General features: G+C 67.3%; 14 protein-coding genes. 6 read left to right on the top strand and 8 right to left on the bottom strand.

Features of this window, described 5'->3' with window-relative positions; genetic code table 11:
- Positions 1–69 precede the first annotated feature (69 nt).
- The 5 genes from KUM03_RS05655 to ngcE all read right to left on the bottom strand — a co-directional run bounded on the left by KUM03_RS05655 (position 70) and on the right by ngcE (position 6,089).
- Positions 70–1,173, bottom strand: coding sequence for a sugar ABC transporter substrate-binding protein (locus KUM03_RS05655; RefSeq protein WP_217245926.1), 1,104 nt, complete (start codon positions 1,171–1,173; stop codon positions 70–72).
- 133 nt (positions 1,174–1,306) lie between these two features.
- Complete coding sequence (locus KUM03_RS05650; protein ID WP_217245884.1) at positions 1,307–2,518, bottom strand: ROK family transcriptional regulator; 1,212 nt, start codon at positions 2,516–2,518, stop codon at positions 1,307–1,309.
- A 253-nt stretch (positions 2,519–2,771) separates the two neighbouring features.
- Positions 2,772–3,680, bottom strand: coding sequence for a carbohydrate ABC transporter permease (locus KUM03_RS05645; protein WP_217245883.1), 909 nt, complete (start codon positions 3,678–3,680; stop codon positions 2,772–2,774).
- Entirely contained in the window at positions 3,677–4,738 is a 1,062-nt protein-coding gene (locus tag KUM03_RS05640) for a carbohydrate ABC transporter permease (RefSeq protein WP_217245882.1), read from the bottom strand. Before KUM03_RS05640 ends, KUM03_RS05645 begins: the two co-directional genes overlap by 4 nt.
- 7 nt (positions 4,739–4,745) lie before the next feature.
- The gene (gene ngcE, locus KUM03_RS05635) at positions 4,746–6,089 is read right to left on the bottom strand and encodes an N-acetylglucosamine/diacetylchitobiose ABC transporter substrate-binding protein (protein WP_217245925.1); all 1,344 of its coding nucleotides are present in this window, start codon (positions 6,087–6,089) and stop codon (positions 4,746–4,748) included.
- Between the two features lie 678 nt (positions 6,090–6,767).
- Here ngcE and KUM03_RS05630 point away from each other — a divergent pair.
- Positions 6,768–10,571 (top strand): GH92 family glycosyl hydrolase, encoded by a 3,804-nt coding sequence (locus tag KUM03_RS05630; protein ID WP_217245881.1) that lies wholly within the window; start codon positions 6,768–6,770, stop codon positions 10,569–10,571.
- Positions 10,572–10,748: 177 nt separating this feature from the next.
- A complete protein-coding gene (locus KUM03_RS05625) occupies positions 10,749–11,279 on the top strand; it encodes a hypothetical protein (RefSeq protein WP_217245880.1) in 531 nt (176 codons plus the stop codon).
- Positions 11,280–11,366: 87 nt separating this feature from the next.
- Here KUM03_RS05625 and acnA read toward each other — a convergent pair whose 3' ends face one another.
- Positions 11,367–14,084: an aconitate hydratase AcnA gene (gene acnA / locus KUM03_RS05620; protein ID WP_308406257.1), complete on the bottom strand. Its 2,718-nt coding sequence runs from the start codon at positions 14,082–14,084 to the stop codon at positions 11,367–11,369.
- A 308-nt stretch (positions 14,085–14,392) separates the two neighbouring features.
- On the opposite strand from acnA, the gene KUM03_RS05615 reads away from it, so the two are divergent.
- The 3 genes from KUM03_RS05615 (at position 14,393) to KUM03_RS05605 (ending at position 16,647) form a co-directional block, all read left to right on the top strand.
- The gene (locus tag KUM03_RS05615) at positions 14,393–14,602 is read left to right on the top strand and encodes a DUF4236 domain-containing protein (protein WP_217245878.1); all 210 of its coding nucleotides are present in this window, start codon (positions 14,393–14,395) and stop codon (positions 14,600–14,602) included.
- A gap of 73 nt (positions 14,603–14,675) precedes the next feature.
- Positions 14,676–16,205, top strand: coding sequence for a UDP-N-acetylglucosamine 1-carboxyvinyltransferase (locus KUM03_RS05610; RefSeq protein ID WP_217245877.1), 1,530 nt, complete (start codon positions 14,676–14,678; stop codon positions 16,203–16,205).
- Positions 16,206–16,353: 148 nt separating this feature from the next.
- The gene (locus KUM03_RS05605; RefSeq protein WP_217245876.1) at positions 16,354–16,647 is read left to right on the top strand and encodes a DUF397 domain-containing protein; all 294 of its coding nucleotides are present in this window, start codon (positions 16,354–16,356) and stop codon (positions 16,645–16,647) included.
- On the opposite strand, the gene KUM03_RS05600 is transcribed toward KUM03_RS05605, so the two are convergent.
- Both KUM03_RS05600 and KUM03_RS05595 read right to left on the bottom strand, forming a co-directional pair.
- Positions 16,596–17,282 carry a hypothetical protein gene (locus KUM03_RS05600; protein WP_217245875.1) on the bottom strand — a complete coding sequence of 229 codons (687 nt, stop codon included), beginning with the start codon at positions 17,280–17,282 and terminating at the stop codon, positions 16,596–16,598. The genes KUM03_RS05605 and KUM03_RS05600 overlap by 52 nt on opposite strands.
- A 2-nt stretch (positions 17,283–17,284) precedes the next feature.
- Positions 17,285–17,761 carry a hypothetical protein gene (locus KUM03_RS05595; protein ID WP_217245874.1) on the bottom strand — a complete coding sequence of 159 codons (477 nt, stop codon included), beginning with the start codon at positions 17,759–17,761 and terminating at the stop codon, positions 17,285–17,287.
- Positions 17,762–17,889: 128 nt separating this feature from the next.
- Here KUM03_RS05595 and KUM03_RS05590 point away from each other — a divergent pair, with 128 nt between their 5' ends.
- Positions 17,890–20,430, top strand: a complete 2,541-nt coding sequence (locus KUM03_RS05590; RefSeq protein WP_217245873.1) for a helix-turn-helix domain-containing protein — start codon at positions 17,890–17,892, stop codon at positions 20,428–20,430.
- The last annotated feature ends 648 nt before the right edge of the window (positions 20,431–21,078 follow it).

The raw sequence follows: 21,078 nt of genomic DNA, 5'->3' as shown, positions 1-21,078 counted from the left end.
CGGGGCACCGGAGGAAACCGGGGGCAGCCGGCCCCGTACGCGCTCAGGCGGTACGGGGAGCGGGACTGCTTACTTGAGGCCGATCTTGTCGCAGGCGGCCTTGTAGTTGCCGGCGCAGATCTCGTCGAGGGTGTAGAAGCCCTCCTTGATGACGGTCTCCTTGATGTTGTCCTTGGTCAGCGAGACGACCGGGACGAGCACCGACGGGATGTCCTTGGTGGTGGCGCTGTCGGCCTTGCTGGTGGCGATGGAGTCGAGCGACTCGCCCTTGGCGAGGGCGACGGCCATCTCACCGGCGACCGCGGCCTCCTGCGGGTAGGACTTGTAGACGCTCATGTACTGCTCGCCGGTGATGATCCGCTGCACGCCCGCGAGTTCGGCGTCCTGGCCGGTGACCGGGATGTCGGCGATGCCCGCGCGCTTGAGGGCGGTGATGATGCCGCCCGCCATGCCGTCGTTGGCGGAGTAGACGCCGATGATCTTGTCCTTGCCGATCGCGGAGATCGCGGCCTGCATGTTGGCGTTGGCGTTCTCCGGCTTCCACTCCTTGGTGTCGTACTCGCGGCCGATGTTCACCTTGCCGTCGAGGACGGAGTGGGCGCCCTCCTTGAACTGGGCGGCGTTCGGGTCGGTGGAGGAGCCGTTCATCATGACGATCTGGCCGTCCTTGGCCTTGTCGCCCAGCGCCTTCAGCAGGGCCTCGCCCTGGGTCTTGCCGACCGTGACGTTGTCGAACGAGGTGTAGGCGTCGATCGGGCCCTCGGCCAGGCGGTCGTAGGCGACGACCGGGATGTCGGCCTGCTCGGCCTTGGTGATGGAGCCGGCGATGGCCTTGGAGTCCACCGCGTCCACGATCAGCACGTCGACCTTGTTGGTGATCATCGTGTCGACCTGCTGCGCCTGCAGCGTGGCGTCCTGCTTGGCGTTGGCGTAGACGACCTCGCCCTTGCCGTTCGTGAGCTCCTTGACCTTCTTCTCGATCAAGGGCTTGTCGAACTTCTCGTAGCGCGCCGTCTGGTTCTCCGGAAGCAGCAGACCGACCTTGATGGCGTCGCCCTTCTTGGCGGCCGAGTCGGACGAGTCCTTGCTGTCGTCGGCCTCCTTGGCGCTGCCACAGGCGGCGAGCGAGACTGCCATCGCGGTGGTGGCAACGGCAACGGCGGCACGACGCATACGCGTGTTCACTTCAGAAACCTCCCTGACGAGGCCGCGTCGTTGCGGCCGAGGTGGCTGGAAGTCAACTCGGCCGCACGTGCGACGTCAAGAAGTAAATCCTTAACGAGATGACAACGGTGCCATCCGTGCTCTAAGTGAAGGCAGGGGTGGCCACCGGCAGAGCACCGGTCGCAGTTCCGTCCAAGAGGGTCGAATCGCCCATCTCGCTGAGCGCCAGGGCGAGCGCGCCGAGCACCTCGGCGCGGCCCCCGAGTGCCCCGGAGAAGACGGAGAGTTGACGCGCGGCGCTGGGGATCGCGTACCGGCCGACGGACTCCCGGATCGGCCCGAGCACCAGCTCACCGGCCTCCGCGAGGTCGCCGCCGAGGACGACGCGGCTGGGGTTGAGCAGGTTGCAGAGGTTGGCGACACCGCTGCCGATGTGCCGGCCCACGTCGGCGATGACCCGCCGACAGCCCGGGTCGCCGTCCCGCGCGAGCCGCACGACGCCCTCCATCGTGAGGTCGGTGCCGTGGCTCGGCTGGAGCAGCGGGAGCACGTAGCGGGCGGAGGCGAAGGTCTCCAGGCAGCCCCGGTTGCCGCAGCGGCAGACCGGGCCGGCCTCGTCGAGGGTGATGTGCCCGATCTCGCCGGCCGTGCCGCCGGGGCCGCGGTAGATCTTGCCGTTGATCACCAGGCCGGCGCCGACACCACTGGCGACCTTGATGTAGGCCAGGTCCCGCACGCCCCGCCCGCTGCCCCAGACCAGCTCGCCCAGGGCCCCGAGGTTGGCGTCGTTGTCAACGTGCACCGGCACGCCGAGCCGCCCCCGCAGCTCCTCGGCGGGCTTGGTGCCGCCCCAGCCGGGCAGGATGGCGGTCGAGCCCAGGGTCCCGGACTCCACGTCGATCGGGCCGGGCACGCCGAGGCCCACTCCGGCGATCTTGGAGCGGTCGACGCCGGTCGCCTCGATCAACCGGCTGACCAGCTGCTCCGCCCGGTCGAAGCCCTGTGCGGCGGACGCGTCGACGTCCAGCGGCTCGGACTCCTCGGCGAGCACCTGGTGGGCGAGGTTGCCCACCGCGACCCGCAGGTGGGTGTGCCCGAAGTCCACGCCGATGACGATGCCGGCGTCCCCGCTCAGCGAGACGCTGCGGGCCCGGCGGCCGCCCGCCGAGGTGGGCGTCACCTCGACCGTGCCGCCGTCCTTCAGCTCCCGAACGATGTTGGAGACCGTCGCCGCGGACAGGCCCGTCGTCCTCGCGATCTCGGCCTGGGTGAGCGAACCCGCAAGACGTACTGCTCGGACGACCCGCTCCAGGTTAGCTCGGTGCAGCGACGACTGCGACCCCGGAGTCTCCATTGACTCTCACCCTCATCCCTGGCCCGCGTCACCCTTGGGCGACCGGACCTTGTACAAGTTATGAACTCCAAGCTCCGATGAATCACCCAGTGGCGTCAAGACCTTGACAGGAATCGGTTCCAGGCCGTGTCCACTCGGTTCCAGACCGTGTCCACGGCCGACTACCGGTGGTACACCGCAGGGGTCCGGCCCCGGAGAGCTGTTCTCTCCGGGGCCGGACCCCTGTGTACGACAGGTGGACCGGCGGTGGGCGTCAGCGGAAGGTGCCCTGCGACACCGAACCGGCGATCCGCCGCTGGAAGACGCAGTACACGAGCAGTACGGGCACCACCGTGATCACGATCGCCGCGAACAGCGCGCCGTAGTCGATGTCGTAGACCTGCGAGGACGCGTAGGCGGCCATGCCCTGGGTGAGGACCCACATGTCCTGGTCGGTGTTGAGCGCCACCGGCAGCAGGAACTGGTTCCACAGGCCCAGGAAATTGAAGATCGCCACCGCCGCCATGCCCGGGCGGGCCATCGGCAGCATCACCTGGAAGAACGCCCGCCAGTCCCCGGCACCGTCGATCAGCGCGGCCTCGTACACGTCGTGCGGCAGCGACCGGAAGAACGAATAGAGGAAGAACATCGTGAACGGCAGCGCGAACGCGACATAGGTGAGGATCAGTCCGAGACGCGTGTTCAGCAGCCCGAAGTTCTGCAACTGGAAGAACAGCGGAACGATCGCCAGGAAGACCGGGAAAGTCAGGCCGGCGAGCATCACGTAGTAGATCAGCCGCCGGCCGGGGAACTCGAACCGGGCGAGAATGTAGGCGCACATCGCGCCGAGCAGCATCACCAGGATCAGTGCCGAGACCACGACGATCACGGAATTCAGGAAGTACTTCCCGATGTTCGCGTCGGTCCACGCGTTCGCGTAGTTCTCGAACCGCCAGTGATCCGGCAGCGAGAACGGCGACGAAAGGATCTCGCCGGTCGATTTGAACGACGACATCAGCACCCACAGCATGGGCACGATCACGATCACGGACCACAGGATCAGCAGGGCGTGCGAGATCGCCGCGAATCTGCGGTCGCTGCTCGCGGCGACGCGCGTCAGCTTCCGGTCTCTCGCCGGTTTCCGGTCACTGGCCGGCTTCCGGTCGGCGGCGATGACGCTCACCGGGCCCCTCCCTTGGCTGCGGCACGCCGAGCTCTGGACCCAGGTGCTTTCCTCTTGCTCTCGCCCTCGCCGCCGCCCGTGAGGCGGTTGACGAGGAACACCAGCGCCGCGAACACCAGGGTGACGACGGCGAGGACGACGCCCATCGCGGTGGCGTAGCCGAACTGCTGCTTGGCGAAAGCGACGTTGAACAGGCGCTGGCTGATCGTCAGGGTCGAGTTGGCCGGGCCGCCGTTCGGCACCATCGCCTGGACGTAGACGAACGCGTCGAGGGCGGCGATGCCCAGGTAGATGTACGCCGTCTGCACGCTGTCCCGGATCGCCGGCAAGGTGACCGAGAGCGTGGTGCGGAACCGGCCGGCCCCGTCGATCCTCGCCGCCTCGTACAGCTCCGCGGGAACGCCCTTGATCGCGGCGATGAAGAGCACCGCGTAGAACCCGACGAGCCCCCAGACGATGACGAACATCACGGACGGCATCGCGGTCGTCTTCTCGCCCAGCCACGCGAACGTGTCGAACTGGTCGAGGCCGAGGCCGGTGAGAACGCCGTTGAGCAGGCCGGCGTTCGGGTCGTACATCTGCGCCCAGATCAGACCGACGATGATCGCCGGCACGACGTAGGGGAAGAAGGAGATGATCCGGTAGAACGACGCTCCCCGGATCCCTCGGACGGGGCCCTTGCTGGGCCCGCCCAGGGTGACGGCCACGGCGACCCCGAGGGCGAGCGTCAAGGTCACCAGCGGCACGAAGGCCGCGAGGAGGGCGACGTTGCGCAACGCCTTCAGGAAGATGTCGTCCTGGAACATCTTCGTGAAGTTGTCGAAGCCGACGAAGTTGTAGTCCGGGCTGAAGCCGCGCCAGTCGGTCATCCCCCAGAAGATCGCCTGGCCGAACGGGATCAGAACGAAGATCACGAAGATGGCCAGCGGGACACCGAGGAACGCGAGGAAGAACGTCACCCGGTCGAACGTGAGCTTGCGGCGCCGTGGCCGCCCGCCGCGAGCGGCCGGCTCGGGCCGGCGGCTCGCAGTTTCGGCAGTGGGGATCGTGTCTTTCATCGCGGTGCTAGCTGACCTTGACCTTCTCGACGGAATCGTCTTCCCGGACCTTGTCGGAGATGTTCTGCAGGGCCGAGGTCAGCCCCTTGCCGTCGAGGTCACCGGCGAGGAACGAGTTCCACGGCACCAGCTGGTCGGTGTTCATCCCGTAGGTCTCGACGAACATGTAGTTGAAGATGTTGGTGCCCGCGGCCTCCAGCATCGTCGTCTGCGAGACGAGGGCCGTCGATCCGTAACCGTCGGCGGGCACGGTGCCCTTGACGATCGTCGGGGCCAGCTTCGTCTTGGAGAAGTTGGCGGCCGCCTTCTCCGACAGCATCGCCCGCAGCACTTCCTTGCCGCCGGCCGGGTTCTTGCCCTGCTTGGGCACGATGAACGGCTCGCCGGCGGCCGCGCGGAGCGACTCGTAGGGCAGCGCCGGCTTGTCGGTGAGCGTCATCGACGGGATTCCGGTCATCTGGAAGTCCGCCTTGGTGGCCTTCTTCATCTCGTTCTCGATCCAGCCACCGGACGGGTAGAGCAGCGCCTTCTGGTCGTTGCTCCAGATCGCCTGCGCCTTCTGGAACTGGGTGCCGGAGCCACCGGGGACGAACATCTTCTGCTTGACCATGGTCTCCATGACCTTGATGACACCCTGGATGGCCGGGTGCGACCAGCAGCCCTTCTCCAGGTTCTCCAGGCCGAGCCGGACCTCGTCGCCGCCCTCCTTGATCGCCGAGTCGATCAGGAGCGTGCGGTAGTAGGTCGCCGCCTCCTTGCCGTGGACGAAGAGGTACTTGCCCTTCTTCTTCGCCTGCTGGCCGAGGTCGAGCGCCTCGTCCCAGGTCTTCGGCGGGGTCCAGCCGTTCTCCTCGAAGAGCGTCTTCGAGTACCAGACGCCGTACACGGTCATCACGTAGTTGAGCGCGACGAACTTGTCCTTGAACGTGCCGGGCGCCTTGACACCGGGGTAGACGATGTCGGCGATCTTCTTGCCTTCGTAGGTGTTGGCCTCGAAGAGGTCGTCGAGCTCCTCCAACTGGTCGAGGATGCCGAGGAAGCCGATCTGATCCTCACCGGAGTTGTCGATGAGGTCCGGCGGGTTGCCGCCGACGAAGCGGGGCTGGAGCTGGGGGGCGATGTCGACGACCGGCTTGACCTGGACCTTGAGGCCCTTGACCTGGCTGCCGAGCACCTGGTTGGTGTAGTCGACGTAGTCGGTGCCGTAGCCGCCGTCGAAGATGGCCGCTTCGACCGTGGAGTTCGCGGCGACACCGAACGGGTTGTTGGCGCTCTTCTCGCCCTTCGGGCCGCCGTCGCCGCCGCCGTCCTCGCTGGAGGGAGAGCTGCACGCGACCGCGAACGAACCCATCGCCGCGGTGGCGATGGCCCCCCGCAGGAGCGTCCGCCTGTCAAGAGAGCCGGCACGAATGGTCATCTCTGCATCCTCACTGATCGAATGGATCTGTACGAGTGTGCTGCGTGTGCGCCCGTCGGGGCCGGACCGGTCCTGCGCCGGCCGCACGTGGGGCGTTGTCGCCGTCGTCTCGGAGCCGCGGTGCGACGCCGATGATCAGCTGAGCGATGCCGGCACAACAGTCGCCGGGGCCGGAGCAGCGGTCGCGCTCCGCCTGATCAGATCGCGATGGCCTACGCCGGTGGTGGATCCCATGCTCAAGTCCTCGCCTTCTCCAGGACTCAGGCGGTGAACCGGATCCTCCCCGGCACCGCGTTCGGGTCAAGCTGGGTCGTGCAGGAAATGCGGCCGTACAAGGTCGGGTGCGGTGAAGATGCCCCGGAATGCCGACAGGTATAGTCCACTTCACGCCAGCTGAGCAAGATCGAATGCAAGGTTGGCGGTACGTCTTTTCCGAGTTGAGACCTCCCGGAAATATGAGTGGGGTGTGTGCCACTTGCCGGAAGAATCCCCGGCATAAGCCCCGAACGCCCCATCCAACACCCTTGACATCACTTGCCACTTGACCCCTACTGGTCCTTGCGCAGATGAATTGACAACGTTGTCCCCAGGCGCTGGGAGGGTGGTCCGGGCATGCGGTACAGAGTTCGGCACAGATGGGGTCCGGCGGTCGTGTTGACGACCGCCTTCGCCGTGGCGGTGGGTTCACAGGGGGCGGCGGTCGCACTGCCCGCCGCGCCCGCGAAGACCGACCGGGAGTTCGCGTCCTCGTTCGAGGCGGACGACCCGGTTCCAGACTGGCTCGACACGGTGGACACGGGGCCGGGCGGGAAGAAGCGCTCCTCGGGCGTGGACGGCGGCTACCGCACCGGCATACCGGGCAACGTCACCGACCGCGTCACCGAGGTGCGCGCGAGCGCCGAGAACACGGGCGGCGGGGAGGTGAAGGAGAACCTCGTCGACGGTGAGCCCACCACCAAGTGGCTGGCGTTCGAGAGGACCGGCTGGGTCGAGTTCGACCTGGACGAGCCGGCGAAGATCGCCAAGTACGCCCTCACCTCGGCCAACGACCACGACGAGCGCGATCCCGCCGACTGGACGCTCAAGGGGTCGGCGGACGGCGAGACCTGGCAGACCCTGGACAGCCGCTCGGGCGAATCCTTCGGCGAGCGCTTCGAGACGAAGACCTACGAACTGGACGGACCGGCCGAGTACCGGCACTTCCGACTGGAGATCACCAAGAACAACGGCGGGGACATCCTCCAGCTCGCGGACGTGCAGCTGGCCACCGCCGACACCGAGACGCCCGTCCCCGAGGACATGCTCTCCCACGTGGACCGCGGCCCGACCGGCTCGCCGACGGCGAAGGCGGGCGCCGGCTTCACCGGCACGCGCGCCCTCAAGTACGCGGGCCGGCACACCGCGGACGGCCGGGCGTACTCGTACAACAAGGTCTTCGACGTCAATGTGAGGGTCGAGCGCCGCACCGAGCTCAGCTACAAGATCTTCCCGTCGATGGCGGACGGCGACCTCGACTACGACGCCACGAACGTCTCCGTCGACCTCGCCTTCACCGACGGCACCTACCTGAGCGACCTCAAGGCCACCGACCAGCACGGGTTCCCGCTGACGCCGCGCGGTCAGGGCGACGCCAAGATCCTCTACGTCAACCAGTGGAACAGCGTGAAGTCCGGGATCGGGTCGGTCGCGGCCGGCAAGACCGTCGACCGGATCCTGGTGGCGTACGACTCCCCCAAGGGCCCGGCGAAGTTCCGGGGCTGGCTGGACGACGTGGAGATCGAGCGAGCGAAGCCCGAGCGGCCCAAGGCCCACCTGTCCGACTACGCGCTCACCACCCGCGGCACCAACTCCAGCGGCAGCTTCTCGCGGGGCAACAACATCCCGGCGACCGCCGTGCCGCACGGCTTCAACTTCTGGGTCCCGGTGACCAACGCCGGGTCGCTGAGCTGGCTGTACGACTACGCGCGCGGCAACAACGCGGACAACCTGCCCACCCTCCAGGCGTTCAGCGCGAGCCACGAGCCGAGCCCCTGGATGGGCGACCGGCAGACCTTCCAGGTGATGCCGTCCGCCGCCGCCGGCACCCCGGACACCGGCCGGGAGCAGCGCGAGCTGGCCTTCCGGCACGAGAACGAGACGGCCAGGCCGTACTACTACGGCGTGCGCTTCGAGAACGGCCTGAAGGCCGAGATGGCGCCGACCGACCACGCGGCGATGATGCGCTTCACCTACCCGGGTGACGACGCGAGCGTGATCTTCGACAACGTCGAGGACCAGGCCGGCCTGACCCTGGACGAGGAGAACGGCACCTTCCACGGCTACTCGGACGTCAAGTCCGGGCTCTCCACGGGCGCCACCCGCCTCTTCGTCTACGGCGAGTTCGACTCCAAGGTCACCGGCGGCGACTCCAGCGGCGTCAAGGGCCACCTGCGCTTCGACGCGGGCAAGGACCGCACCGTGACGCTGCGCATCGCGACCTCGCTGATCAGCGTCGACCAGGCGAAGGACAACTTGCGCCAGGAGATCCCGAAGCGCGCCTCCTTCGACAAGGTCAAGCGCGACGCCCGCAAGCAGTGGGACCGCATCCTCGGCAAGGTCGAGGTCGAGGGCGCCACGCAGGACCAGCTGACCACCCTGTACTCCAGCCTCTACCGGCTGTACCTGTACCCGAACGCGGGCCACGAGAAGGTCGACGGCACGTACAAGTACGCCTCCCCGTTCTCCAAGGCGGTCAAGGAGGACACCCCGACGGAGACCGGCGCCAAGATCGTGGACGGCAAGGTCTACGTCAACAACGGCTTCTGGGACACGTACCGGACCACCTGGCCCGCGTACTCCTTCCTGACCCCGTCCAAGGCCGGTGAGCTGGTCGACGGCTTCGTGCAGCACTACAAGGACGGCGGCTGGACCTCCCGCTGGTCCTCGCCGGGCTACGCGGACCTGATGACCGGCACCTCCTCGGACGTGGCGTTCGCCGACGCCTACGTCAAGGGCGTCGACTTCGACGCGAAGGCGGCGTACGACGCGGCCGTCAAGAACGCCACCGTCGTGCCCCCGTCCTCGGGCGTGGGCCGCAAGGGCATGGAGACCTCGCCGTTCCTCGGTTACACCAGCACCGAGACGCACGAGGGCATGTCGTGGGCGCTGGAGGGCTACCTCAACGACTACGGCATCGCGAAGATGGCCGAGAAGCTATACGCACAGACGGGCGAGAAGCGGTACAAGGAGGAGTCGGCGTACTTCCTCAACCGCGCCCAGGACTACGTCAACATGTTCGACGCGAAGGCCGGCTTCTTCCAGGGCAAGGACCTCGCGGGTAACTGGCGCGTGGACTCCGAGAAGTACGACCCGCGTGTGTGGGGCTACGACTACACGGAGACCAACGGCTGGGGCTACGCCTTCACCGCCCCGCAGGACAGCCGCGGCCTCGCCAACCTGTACGGCGGCCGCGAGGGCCTGGCCGACAAGCTCGACGAGTACCTGTCCACGCCCGAGACGGCCTCCCCGGAGTTCGTCGGCTCCTACGGCGGTGTCATCCACGAGATGACCGAGGCGCGGGACGTCCGGATGGGCATGTACGGGCACTCCAACCAGGTCGCGCACCACGCCCTGTACATGTACGACGCGGCCGGGCAGCCGTACAAGACGCAGAAGAACGTCCGCGAGGTGCTCTCCCGCCTCTACACCGGCAGCGACATCGGGCAGGGCTACCACGGCGACGAGGACAACGGCGAGCAGTCGGCCTGGTTCCTCTTCTCCGCGCTCGGCTTCTACCCGCTGGTGATGGGCAGCGGCGAGTACGCCATCGGCTCCCCGCTGTTCAAGAAGGCGACCGTGCACCTGGAGAACGGCCGCGAGCTGGTCGTCAAGGCGCCGAAGAACAGCAACCGGAACATCTACGTGCAGGGCCTGAAGGTCAACGGCAAGCGCTGGAACTCCACCGCGCTCCCCCACGACCTGATCGCCAGGGGCGGTGTCCTGGAGTTCGACATGGGCCCGCGGCCGTCGTCCTGGGGCACCGGCGAGAACGCCGCTCCGGTGTCGATCACCAAGGACGACGAGGTGCCCACCCCGCGCGCCGACGTGACCGAGGGCGAGGGTGCCCTCTTCGACAACACGTCGGCGACCGAGGCGGCCGTGACGTTGGTGGAGCTGCCGGTGTCCGGCGAGGGCGCCAAGGCCGTCCAGTACACGCTGACGTCGCCGGCGGACGGCGCGAAGGCCCCGGCGGGCTGGAAGCTCCAGGGTTCGGCCGACGGCACGGCATGGCGGACGCTGGACGAGCGCTCGGGCGAATCCTTCGCCTGGGACCGGCAGACCCGGGCGTTCTCGGTGAAGTCGCCGGGGACGTACCAGAAGTACCGCCTGGTGCTCGACGGTGAGCACACGCTGGCGGAGGTGGAGCTGCTGGCGTAGGCGGATCCCGTCGGAGCAGAGTGGAGTGGCGGGTTCGGGCCGGGGCCTTCGGGCGTGGCCTGAACCCGCCTCTCCCGTGTGAGGACCCATTCCCCGTGCGTGACCGATGCACCAGAATGGCGCGGGCCTCCGGCGGCCGCCGGACGGCGCATCGCGCGTCTATCTGAGGGGGAACACGTGCGGACGGACATCGGCAGACGGTTCACGGGACTGGTCACGGGCGCGCTGCTGGCCGCGGGGGCCCTGTTCGCGACGGCCGCCCCGGCCCAGGCGTACAGCCCCGACCCCAGCGTCTCCACGTACTACCGCGACACCGACGGCTGCCCGTGCAGCGGCGGCACGCTCACCGACCCGTTCGACGGCACCTACTTCGCCCGCGACGCGGGCGGGCTGGCCGTCAAGATGGAACTGAACGACGCGGGCTGGTTCGTGGGCAAGGTCGAGTTCCACCCGAACGACGAGAAGCTCTGGATCTACGACACCAAGAACGACGGCGACACCTTCTACGTGGCCGTCGGCTACTCGTCCGGCGGTTCGTACCACAACGTGGGCACCTTCTCGGCACCCGGCACCTCGGACACCGTGGACCTGACGGTGAAGGACCTGAACATCCCGGACGGCGCCTACGTGGACATCACGCTCTACGACGGCTCCGGCCGCGCCGACTACATCGACGCGGCCCGCGGCACCGGCGCGGCGATCGCCTGACCCGGCATCCCGGCCCCGGCACGTGACACGGCGAGGGCCGCACCCCCGTCACCGGGGATGCGGCCCTCGACCGCGGTGCGGTGCCGCCTACTTGCGGATCAGGCTGCGCAGCACGTACTGCAGGATGCCGCCGTTGCGGTAGTAGTCCGCCTCACCGGGGGTGTCGATGCGGACGACCGCGTCGAACTCCACACCGGTGTCGGTGGTGACCTTCACCGTGCGCGGGGTGGTGCCGTCGTTCAGCTCGGTGACGCCGGCGATGGAGAAGGACTCCTCGCCGGTCAGGCCGAGGGAGGACGCCGACTGGCCCTCCGGGAACTGGAGCGGCAGGACGCCCATGCCGATGAGGTTCGAGCGGTGGATGCGCTCGTAGGACTCGGCGACGACGGCCTTGACGCCGAGGAGCGCGGTGCCCTTGGCGGCCCAGTCGCGGGACGAGCCGGAGCCGTACTCCTTGCCGGCCAGGACGACGAGCGGGATGTTCTGCTCGATGTAGTTGCGGGAGGCGTCGTAGATGAACGACACCGGACCGTCGGCCTGGGTGAAGTCGCGGGTGTAGCCGCCCTCGGTGCCCGGCGCGATCTGGTTGCGCAGGCGGATGTTGGCGAACGTGCCGCGGATCATGATCTCGTGGTTGCCGCGGCGCGAGCCGTAGCTGTTGAAGTCGCGGCGCTCGACGCCGTGCTCCGTGAGGTACTTGCCGGCCGGGGTGTCGGCCTTGATGGCGCCGGCGGGCGAGATGTGGTCGGTCGTCACCGAGTCGCCCAGCTTGGCGAGCACGCGGGCACCGGAGATGTCCTCGACCGGGGCCGGCTCCATGCCCATGCCCTCGAAGTACGGGGGCTTGCGGACGTAGGTGGACTCGCCGTCCCACTCGAAGGTGTCGCCGGTCGGGATCGGCAGCGCCTGCCACTGGGCGTCGCCGGCGAAGACGTCGCTGTAGGACTTGGAGAACATGTCCTCGCCGATGGCGTTGGCGACGACGTCGTTGACCTCGGCCTCGGAGGGCCAGATGTCCTTCAGGAAGACCGGGTTGCCGTCCTGGTCGGTGCCCAGGGCCTCCTTGGTGATGTCCACCTTCATGGAGCCCGCGAGCGCGTAGGCGACGACCAGCGGGGGGGACGCCAGGTAGTTCATCTTGACGTCGGGGTTGATCCGGCCCTCGAAGTTGCGGTTGCCGGAGAGCACCGAGGTGACGGCGAGGTCGTGGTCGTTGACGGCCTTGGAGACCTCGTCCGGCAGCGGGCCGGAGTTGCCGATGCAGGTGGTGCAGCCGTAGCCGACGAGGTTGAAGCCGACCTTGTCGAGGTAGGGGGTCAGGCCCGCCTTCTCGAAGTAGTCGGTGACGACCTTGGAGCCCGGGGCGAGGGTGGTCTTGACCCACGGCTTGCGGGTCAGGCCCTTCTCGACCGCCTTCTTGGCCACCAGGGCGGCGGCGACCATGACGTACGGGTTGGAGGTGTTGGTGCAGGAGGTGATGGCCGCGACCGTCACCGCACCGTGGTCCAGCTCGTAGGTGGTGCCGTCGGGGGCGGTGACCGGGACCGGGTTGGACGGGGCGCCGTTCGGGGCGACGGCCGGGGAGTCGGAGGCCGGGAAGGACTCCTTGCCCGCCTCGTCCACCACGTCCACGTAGTTGAGGACGTCCTGCTTGAACTGCTGGGCGGCGTTCGCGAGGACGATGCGGTCCTGCGGGCGCTTCGGGCCGGCGATGGAGGGCACGACCGTGGCGAGGTCGAGTTCCAGCTTCTCGGAGAAGTCCGGCTCGGCCTTCGGGTCCAGCCAGAGGCCCTGCTCCTTGGCGTACGCCTCGACCAGCGCGACCTGCTGCTCGGAGCGGCCGGTCAGGCGCATGTAGTTCAGCGTCTCGCCGTCGATCGGGAAGATGGCGGCGGTGGAGCCGAACTCCGGCGACATGTTGCCGATGGTGGCGCGGTTGGCGAGGCTCGTGGCCGCCACACCCTCGCCGTAGAACTCGACGAACTTGCCGACGACGCCGTGCTTGCGGAGCATCTCGGTGATGGTCAGCACGAGGTCGGTGGCGGTCGTGCCGGGGGTCAGCTCGCCGGTCAGCTTGAAGCCGACGACGCGCGGGATCAGCATGGAGACCGGCTGGCCGAGCATCGCGGCCTCGGCCTCGATGCCGCCGACGCCCCAGCCGAGGACGCCGAGGCCGTTGACCATGGTGGTGTGCGAGTCGGTGCCGACCAGGGTGTCGGGGTAGGCCTTGCCGTCACGGGTCATGACGACGCGGGCCAGGTGCTCGATGTTCACCTGGTGGACGATGCCGGTGCCGGGCGGGACGACCTTGAAGTCGTCGAAGGCGGTCTGGCCCCAGCGCAGGAACTGGTAGCGCTCGCGGTTGCGGCCGTACTCCAGGTCGACGTTCTGCTTGAAGGCGTCGTTGGTGCCGAACTTGTCGGCGATGACGGAGTGGTCGATGACCATCTCGGCCGGAGAGAGCGGGTTGATCTTGTTCGCGTCGCCGCCGAGCTCCTTGACGGCCTCGCGCATGGTGGCGAGGTCGACGACACAGGGCACGCCGGTGAAGTCCTGCATGATCACGCGGGCCGGCGTGAACTGGATCTCCTGCGACGGCTGGGCCTGCGAGTCCCAGCCGCCGAGGGCGCGGATGTGGTCGGCGGTGATGTTCGCGCCGTCCTCGGTGCGGAGCAGGTTCTCCAGCAGCACCTTCAGGCTGTAGGGAAGGCGCGCGGAGCCCTCGACCTTGTCCAGCCGGAAGATCTCGTACGACTCGTCGCCCACCTGCAGTGTGCTGCGGGCGTCGAAGCTGTTCGCCGACACGACAGTCTCCTTCATTTATGTGCGCGTACCACCGCATCCTGCCGCCACGTCGCCCTGGCCAATCCGCTAAGGAAGGCTAAGTTAGGTAACCCTTACCGTTAGACCGGCAGCGGCGTGCGGCTCCGGTGCGCCTCGGCAGATATCTCGATGTCGAGATAACTCTAGTACATGGGGGCGGACTGGTCATGTCCGGGCACGGTGTGGCGTGCACCCCATCCCGGGTGACCCGTGCGGCCATCAGTACGCCGGACGGGGGTATCCGACTTGTGCCGGGCGCTCGCGCCCGGCACGACTCGGAAGGAGGCACGATGCCGCTCACGTTCCGCAAGAGCTTCCGGATCCTCCCCGGAGTGCGGCTGAACATCAACAAACGCTCGTGGTCCGTCACGACCGGCAGCAGGAACGGCCCGCGTCACACACACAGCAGCACCGGACGTCATACGACATCGATGGATTTGCCCGGACCTTTCGGATGGCGCCGCACGACAACCAGCAGGCGCCGCCGAGGCGGTCGTTGACCCCCTTGATGCCCCGTCACTCGAACGGACCCCCCGAGAGGCGCCATCTCATATCTGAGATAGCCTCAACCTCATGGCAGACGACTACCTCGTACGCATCGGCAAGCTCATCCGTGACGCCCGGCAGCACCGCGGCTGGACCCAGTCACAGCTTGCGGAGGCGCTCAACACCAGTCAGAGCGCCGTCAACCGCATCGAGCGCGGCAACCAGAACATCAGCCTTGAGATGATCGCCCGTATCGGCGAAGCGCTGGACAGCGAAATCGTCTCCCTCGGCTACTCGGGCCCGATGCACCTGCGTGTGGTCGGCGGCCGGCGCCTCTCCGGTGCCATCGACGTCAAGACCAGCAAGAACGCCTGCGTGGCGCTGCTGTGCGCCTCGCTCCTCAACAAGGGGCGCACGGTGCTGCGCCGGGTCGCCCGCATCGAGGAGGTCTACCGCCTCCTGGAGGTGCTGAACTCCATCGGCGTCCGCACCCGCTGGATCAACGACGGCACCGACCTGGAGATCGTGCCGCCGTCCGAGCTGGACATGGAGGCCATCGACGCCGAGGCCGCCGTCCGCACCCGCTCCATCATCATGTTCCTCGGCCCGCTGCTGCACCGCATGGACCGCTTCCGGCTGCCCTACGCCGGCGGCTGCGACCTCGGCACCCGCACCATCGAGCCGCACATGATCGCGCTGCGCCGCTTCGGCCTGGACGTCGCCGCGACCGAGGGCCACTACCACGCGGTGGTCGACCGCACGGTGCGCCCGGACCGCCCCATCGTCCTGACCGAGCGCGGCGACACGGTGACGGAGAACGCCCTCCTGGCCGCCGCCCGCCACGACGGCGTCACCGTCATCCGCAACGCCTCCTCCAACTACATGGTCCAGGACCTCTGCTTCTTCCTCGAAGCCCTGGGCGTCCGCGTCGAAGGCATCGGCACCACCACCCTCACCGTCCACGGCATGCCGGTCATCGACGCCGACGTGGACTACTCCCCCTCCGAGGACCCGGTCGAGGCGATGAGCCTGCTCGCCGCCGCCGTGGTCACCGAGTCGGAGCTGACGGTCCGCCGGGTCCCCATCGAGTTCCTGGAGATCGAGCTGGCGGTCCTGGAGGAGATGGGCCTCGACCACGACCGCACGCCGGAGTACTTCGCGGACAACGGCCGCACCCGCCTGGTGGACCTGACCGTCCGGCCGTCGAAGCTGGAGGCGCCGATCGACAAGATCCACCCGATGCCCTTCCCGGGCCTGAACATCGACAACGTCCCCTTCTTCGCGGCCATCGCCGCCTCCGCCCAGGGCCAGACCCTCATCCACGACTGGGTCTACGACAACCGCGCCATCTACCTCACCGACCTCAACCGCCTCGGCGGCCGCCTCCAGCTCCTGGACCCCCACCGCGTCCTGGTCGAGGGCCCCACCCGCTGGCGCGCCGCCGAGATGATGTGCCCGCCGGCCCTGCGCCCCGCCGTGGTCGTCCTGCTGGCGATGATGGCGGCGGAGGGCACGTCGGTGCTGCGCAACGTGTACGTCATCAACCGGGGGTACGAGGATCTCGCGGAGCGGCTGAACTCGATCGGGGCGCAGATCGAGATTTTCCGGGATATCTGAGATCCTTCAGGAAAGGCGTCGTCACTCCCCTGATGACCTGCATCAATGCAAGGTGGGAAGGGAGGTGGCGACGCCTCTGGGACGTCCCGTGGGCCTGCAAACTGCCGCTTCCAGCTCGTAAGTTACTCATCCGACTGCGAGGAGCGCTATGAGCAGCACCAAAAAGCGGGCTTGGTTCAAGAGCAGCTACAGCGGTTCCGAGGGTGGCGCCTGCATCGAGGTGGCGAACGGCACACAGGCGATCACGTCCGGGACTCCAAGGACCAGCGGAGCCCCGAACTCGCCCCTCTCCCCCACCGCGTGGAGCGACCTCAGCTCCTGCGCTGCCCAGATCCGACTTTCACGCCCCGCGCCGGATCCGACCGACGCGGGGCGCGGCGTGGGGGTCAGTCATGGTCCGGAAGCATCGGAACCGAAGACCGAATCCCGAAAACACTTCTGATCCCCTTCGGTAGCTTGCTCATACCAGTTGTATTGATTGATCTCAGGGCAATTGTCCGGATGGAACTCGGCGTACAAGAAGTGCTGCGACCAGCGCCATCGGTCGCTGAGCCGCTCCATGTATCGATAGCTGGGCTCTGACGTTCCCGGTACCGACTCGACTACCTCGGCCCACTGCCCCTTGACCACTACCTCCTCAAGGCGGTTGGAGCGGACTTCTTCAAGGGTGGAGGCGTCGGTACTGCCGAACACCTCACCGACCGACTGGGCGCACGTCCCTGACGCCCTGTCTTCCAGCCCTTTACGGAACTCCGGGGTCATCAGCGCGCAGACGGTCTCGCCACTGCGCAGTTGGACGGCCGTAGCCGTCGCCTGCCACGTGTCGCGCACACCGGCTTCGCCGTCGGCCGCACCGACGCTGGACGCCGAGTTGGCTTCGATGATCCCGTACGTGGCACCACCACCGGCAAGCAGGACCGCAGCTGCGATCCCCCAAAAGCTGATAGTCTTCTTGTTTCGGATGTGAGTGAGCTGCCCAATGCTGCCAGCAGCGATGCTGCCGCGATTGGCAGTAATGGCTGTGTTGCCTGCAGGGGCATGCGGTACGGAGTCATGGTCTGCAGGAGCGCCGGGCACGGTCAGCCCTTGTTCGAACCCGGCTGACGAGGGTTTGGGGACGACCCGAGCGTCACATTCCCCATCCTCAGCGCGGCCACCGAACCGCCCTCAGCTCGGACGTCCACTTTCCCTCCGACGGCCAGACCGCCACTCGTTGCGGATACGCTCCCGGAGCCGGAGCCTGCTTCCGCCTCAAGATCCGCAATCACCTTCTCCAAGGCCTCGGCAAAGGCCTCATCCCGCTCAGCCGCGTCCGTCAGCGAATCCACCAGCCGCCGTCGCGTCCGCTCCGAGATCTCGGTCTGTCCAGTCTCCGCCTCCTCACGGGCACGTTCCAACGCAGAGTCTTGCCCGAGCTTGCGGCTGACCAAGTCGTGCAGTCGGTCCATTCCGGAGTCCAGGCCGCGGTCGATCTCCGCATCAGCACGACCTGCCACCCGGCGCCCCTTGGCCACCAACCAGGCGAACACGTATCCGACCGCAATTTCGACGCCCATCACTACAACCTCCTGGATACCACCGTTCCGATTTCCTTGAGCATCGGAGACGGCACGGATTGTTCGCCACTCTGCATGAGCAGCCATAATCAACCAATCAATCTGCATGTCCGGAGAGGTGGACGGAGTTGGCAGGCAGGCCGGGGCGTCGAGAGCAGCCGCTCGATCCAGAGGCGGGTCCGCTGGAACGCCTCGCGCTGGGACTGCGCTCACTTCGCGAGAGAGCTGGACTCACCTACTCAGCGATGGCCGACTTGGCCCATTTCTCGCCCAGTACCCTGTCGCAGGCAGCCGCCGGGCAGCGGCTGCCCAGCCGAGAGGTACTCCACGCGTACGTCCGCGCCTGCGGCGAGGATCCCCACTCGTGGGACGAACGCTGGGAGCAGGTACGACGTGCCGTATACAGGTCGGCGACGCAGGAGAACCCAGCCCGCGACACCCCGTTTGGCTTCGGCCATGGTGAAACCACCAGTTTCGTGGGCCGTTCACGTGAACTTGCGGCCGGCGGTCGCCTGCTGGAGCGATGCCGACTGGTCACGCTGGTCGGGACCGGCGGAGTGGGTAAGACTCGGTTGGCCGGGCGAATCGTCCAGGAGGTGGCAGAGCGGTTTGCGGACGGTACGTACTGTGCGGAGCTGGCCGATCTCAGCAGCGACGGCGCCGTCACCGAGGCGGTTGCCTCTGCCTTCGGCGTGGTTGCCGGGGCGAGGCAGGAGACTATATCAGCACTTGTCGGAGCACTGCGGGGCCGCAATGTCCTCCTGCTGCTCGACAATTGTGAACATGTGCTGGACGGATGCGTTCGCACGGTCCGTGACTTGCTCACGCGCTTGCCGGAGTTGCGCATCCTCGCTACCAGTCGACAGCCCCTCGATGTCGGCGCCGAGCATGTACTCCAAGTACGACCGTTGAGTCTGCCCACCTTGCTGGACGGAAACGTGCACGAGACAGGTGCCACGGACGAGTGTTCTCTGGCCTCTCCCGCCATGACCCTCTTCATGGACCGTGCAGAGGCTGCCGCCTCCGGGTTCCGGGCCCGCGAGGCAGACCCGCACACCGTCGCTCGGGTATGCCAGAGACTGGACGGCCTGCCCCTCGCCCTGGAGCTCGCTGCACGACGGCTGCGCACCCTGTCCCTCGACGAGCTCCTTGAGCGACTCGACCAAAGGTTCCGCCTGCTCGGTCCCGCTGCGGGCGACCGCACAGCGCACCCTCGCCACCTGGCGCTGCGCGCACTCTTCGACTGGAGCTACGAGTTGTGCACCGAGGCCGAGCGAACGGCCTGGCAGCAACTGTCGCTGTGTTTCGGCGGTGTGCTGCTCACCGATGCTGAGCAACTCTGCGGAGGATATACAGCAGGTGAAGACCCTGATGCCGACGCAACCGATGATGTTTTCGAAGCGCTGTCCGGGCTCGTGGACAAGTCACTCCTCACCAGCATCGAGACAGACGGTCGCACCCGCCTGCACATGCTCGAGACCGTCCGTGCGTACGGGCAGGAACGCCTCACACAAAACGGCCGGGCGCAGCTCGCTCTGCGCCGCCATCGCACTTGGTACCTCGAACTCGCCGCGCAAGCGGGAACTGCTTACGGCTCCTTTCACCAGGCCGAGTGGTTGCGTCGTCTGCGCGCCGAGCATTTCAACCTGCGGCAGATCGTCACGGCACCGCCACCGGCCGGCGAGTGTGCAGAAACTGTATTGCGCGCGTCCCTCGGCTTCTGGCTGCACTGTCTGACGTCGGCCAATGTAGGTGAGGGAGCTCAGTGGATGCGCCAGATCCTCCAACGGCACCCTCAACCGCCCTCCTTCGAGACCACCACCACGTGGTGCCGAGCCGCATGGGTGGCCGGGTTTCTGCTGCTTCTCCACGGAGACCACAACAGCGCTCACGATGTGATCAACCGTAGCGAACAGGTCCTGGCCGACGCGCCCGCCGAATCCGACACACCGGCCGAACTCACCGCTGCGTTTCTGCAACTACGGAGCTTGGCAGCACTGGTCGCCGGGGACACGGAAACGGCGACACGGCATGCGAACTCTTCTCTGGCAACCGGGCACTGGTCCGTGCCGATGCTGACCCAGCAGCAGTGCATCGCTCAACTCGGCTTCTCCGCTGTTCTCCAAGGTGAGCGCACCCGCTCTCTCACCTTGCTCGAACAGGCCCTGACGATGTCCGAGGCCCAAGGGAACACGTGGCATCAGTGTTACCTGCTGTGGGCCCTCGCAGTCCACCATGCTGAAGCCGGGCAGCCGCAGATTACCCAACAGCTTCTTCGCCGTGCCGTCCAGCACACCAGAACGATCGGCGAGCACCTGGGAGAGGCAACCCTCAGCGAGACTCTCGCCTGGATTCTCTCCTCCTACGGCGACGCACGCTCGGCGGCGGTCCTGCTGGGAGCCGTGGACCGCGTGTGGCAGCCGTCCGGCACTCCTCGGCTTTTCGGTTTCGCTCTCTTGACTGCCCACCGGGAGCGGGCTCTGGAGAACGCTCGTCGGTTGCTCGGAGACACGGAGTACACGCGTGCGTACGAGAAGGGCCGGCACCTCGGACTACGTCGCGCACTGGACAGGGCGATCCGAGACAGCGAGCGCCTCCACCACGGTACTGACCCAAAGGCGGCAGAGGGTGGCCGCCCTTCACTCGCCCTTGGCGATGGCACCCCGTAGCTGCTCGGTGAGGGGGCCGTGTGCCTCGCGTACCTCCTTCTCGCGGTCGGCCTTTGCAGAAGGGAGCGGTGTGGCCCTCCGGGGGCTCGCAGCGGCCCTGCGTTTAGTAGGCGTGAAACTGCTAGTCGTGGTCCTTTGGTCTGGTCGAAGCCGTACGTATGCCCAGTGCCTGCAATCTAGCGCTCGTTGGCGTCGAGCTCCTGCATGATTGAGGACCTGGACCTGTACACGGCCGCAAACGCGTCTGCGCTCACTCCGAGCCCAGACTGCGACAAGGGCACCGATCTCCACGAGCGGGGCTCTGCGCGTCCGTTCGGTTCGGAGCGGGGTCTCCCGTTCCCACGTTGGTTTGACCTCGCGGAGAGGATGCGTGTCCGGCCACGCCACTGCCTACGTCTGCGCCACCGCCACCGTGTCGGCGGGTCGGCTCCCCACGTCCAAGGCGGCGTACACGTCATCCGGCCGCAGATGCACCGCGAACCGCTCCTTGGCGGCGAGGAACGCACGCAGGACCTGGCAGTGGATGGCACGTTGGGGGTGGTGAGGTGAGCGAAGGGGGCATAGTCCACGGAAGTGGCTCTGTGAGGGCGGGAAGCCGGAGAGATCTGCGAGGTCATCGGCGGTTCATTGTTCCGGGTCCATGGCAGC

The sequence above is a fragment of the Streptomyces sp. AC602_WCS936 genome, assembly GCF_019049125.1.
In the GTDB taxonomy this organism is placed as follows: Bacteria; Actinomycetota; Actinomycetes; order Streptomycetales; family Streptomycetaceae; genus Streptomyces.
The sequence above is the reverse complement of the archived record's forward strand: the minus strand, read 5'-3'. Positions and strand labels throughout refer to the sequence as shown.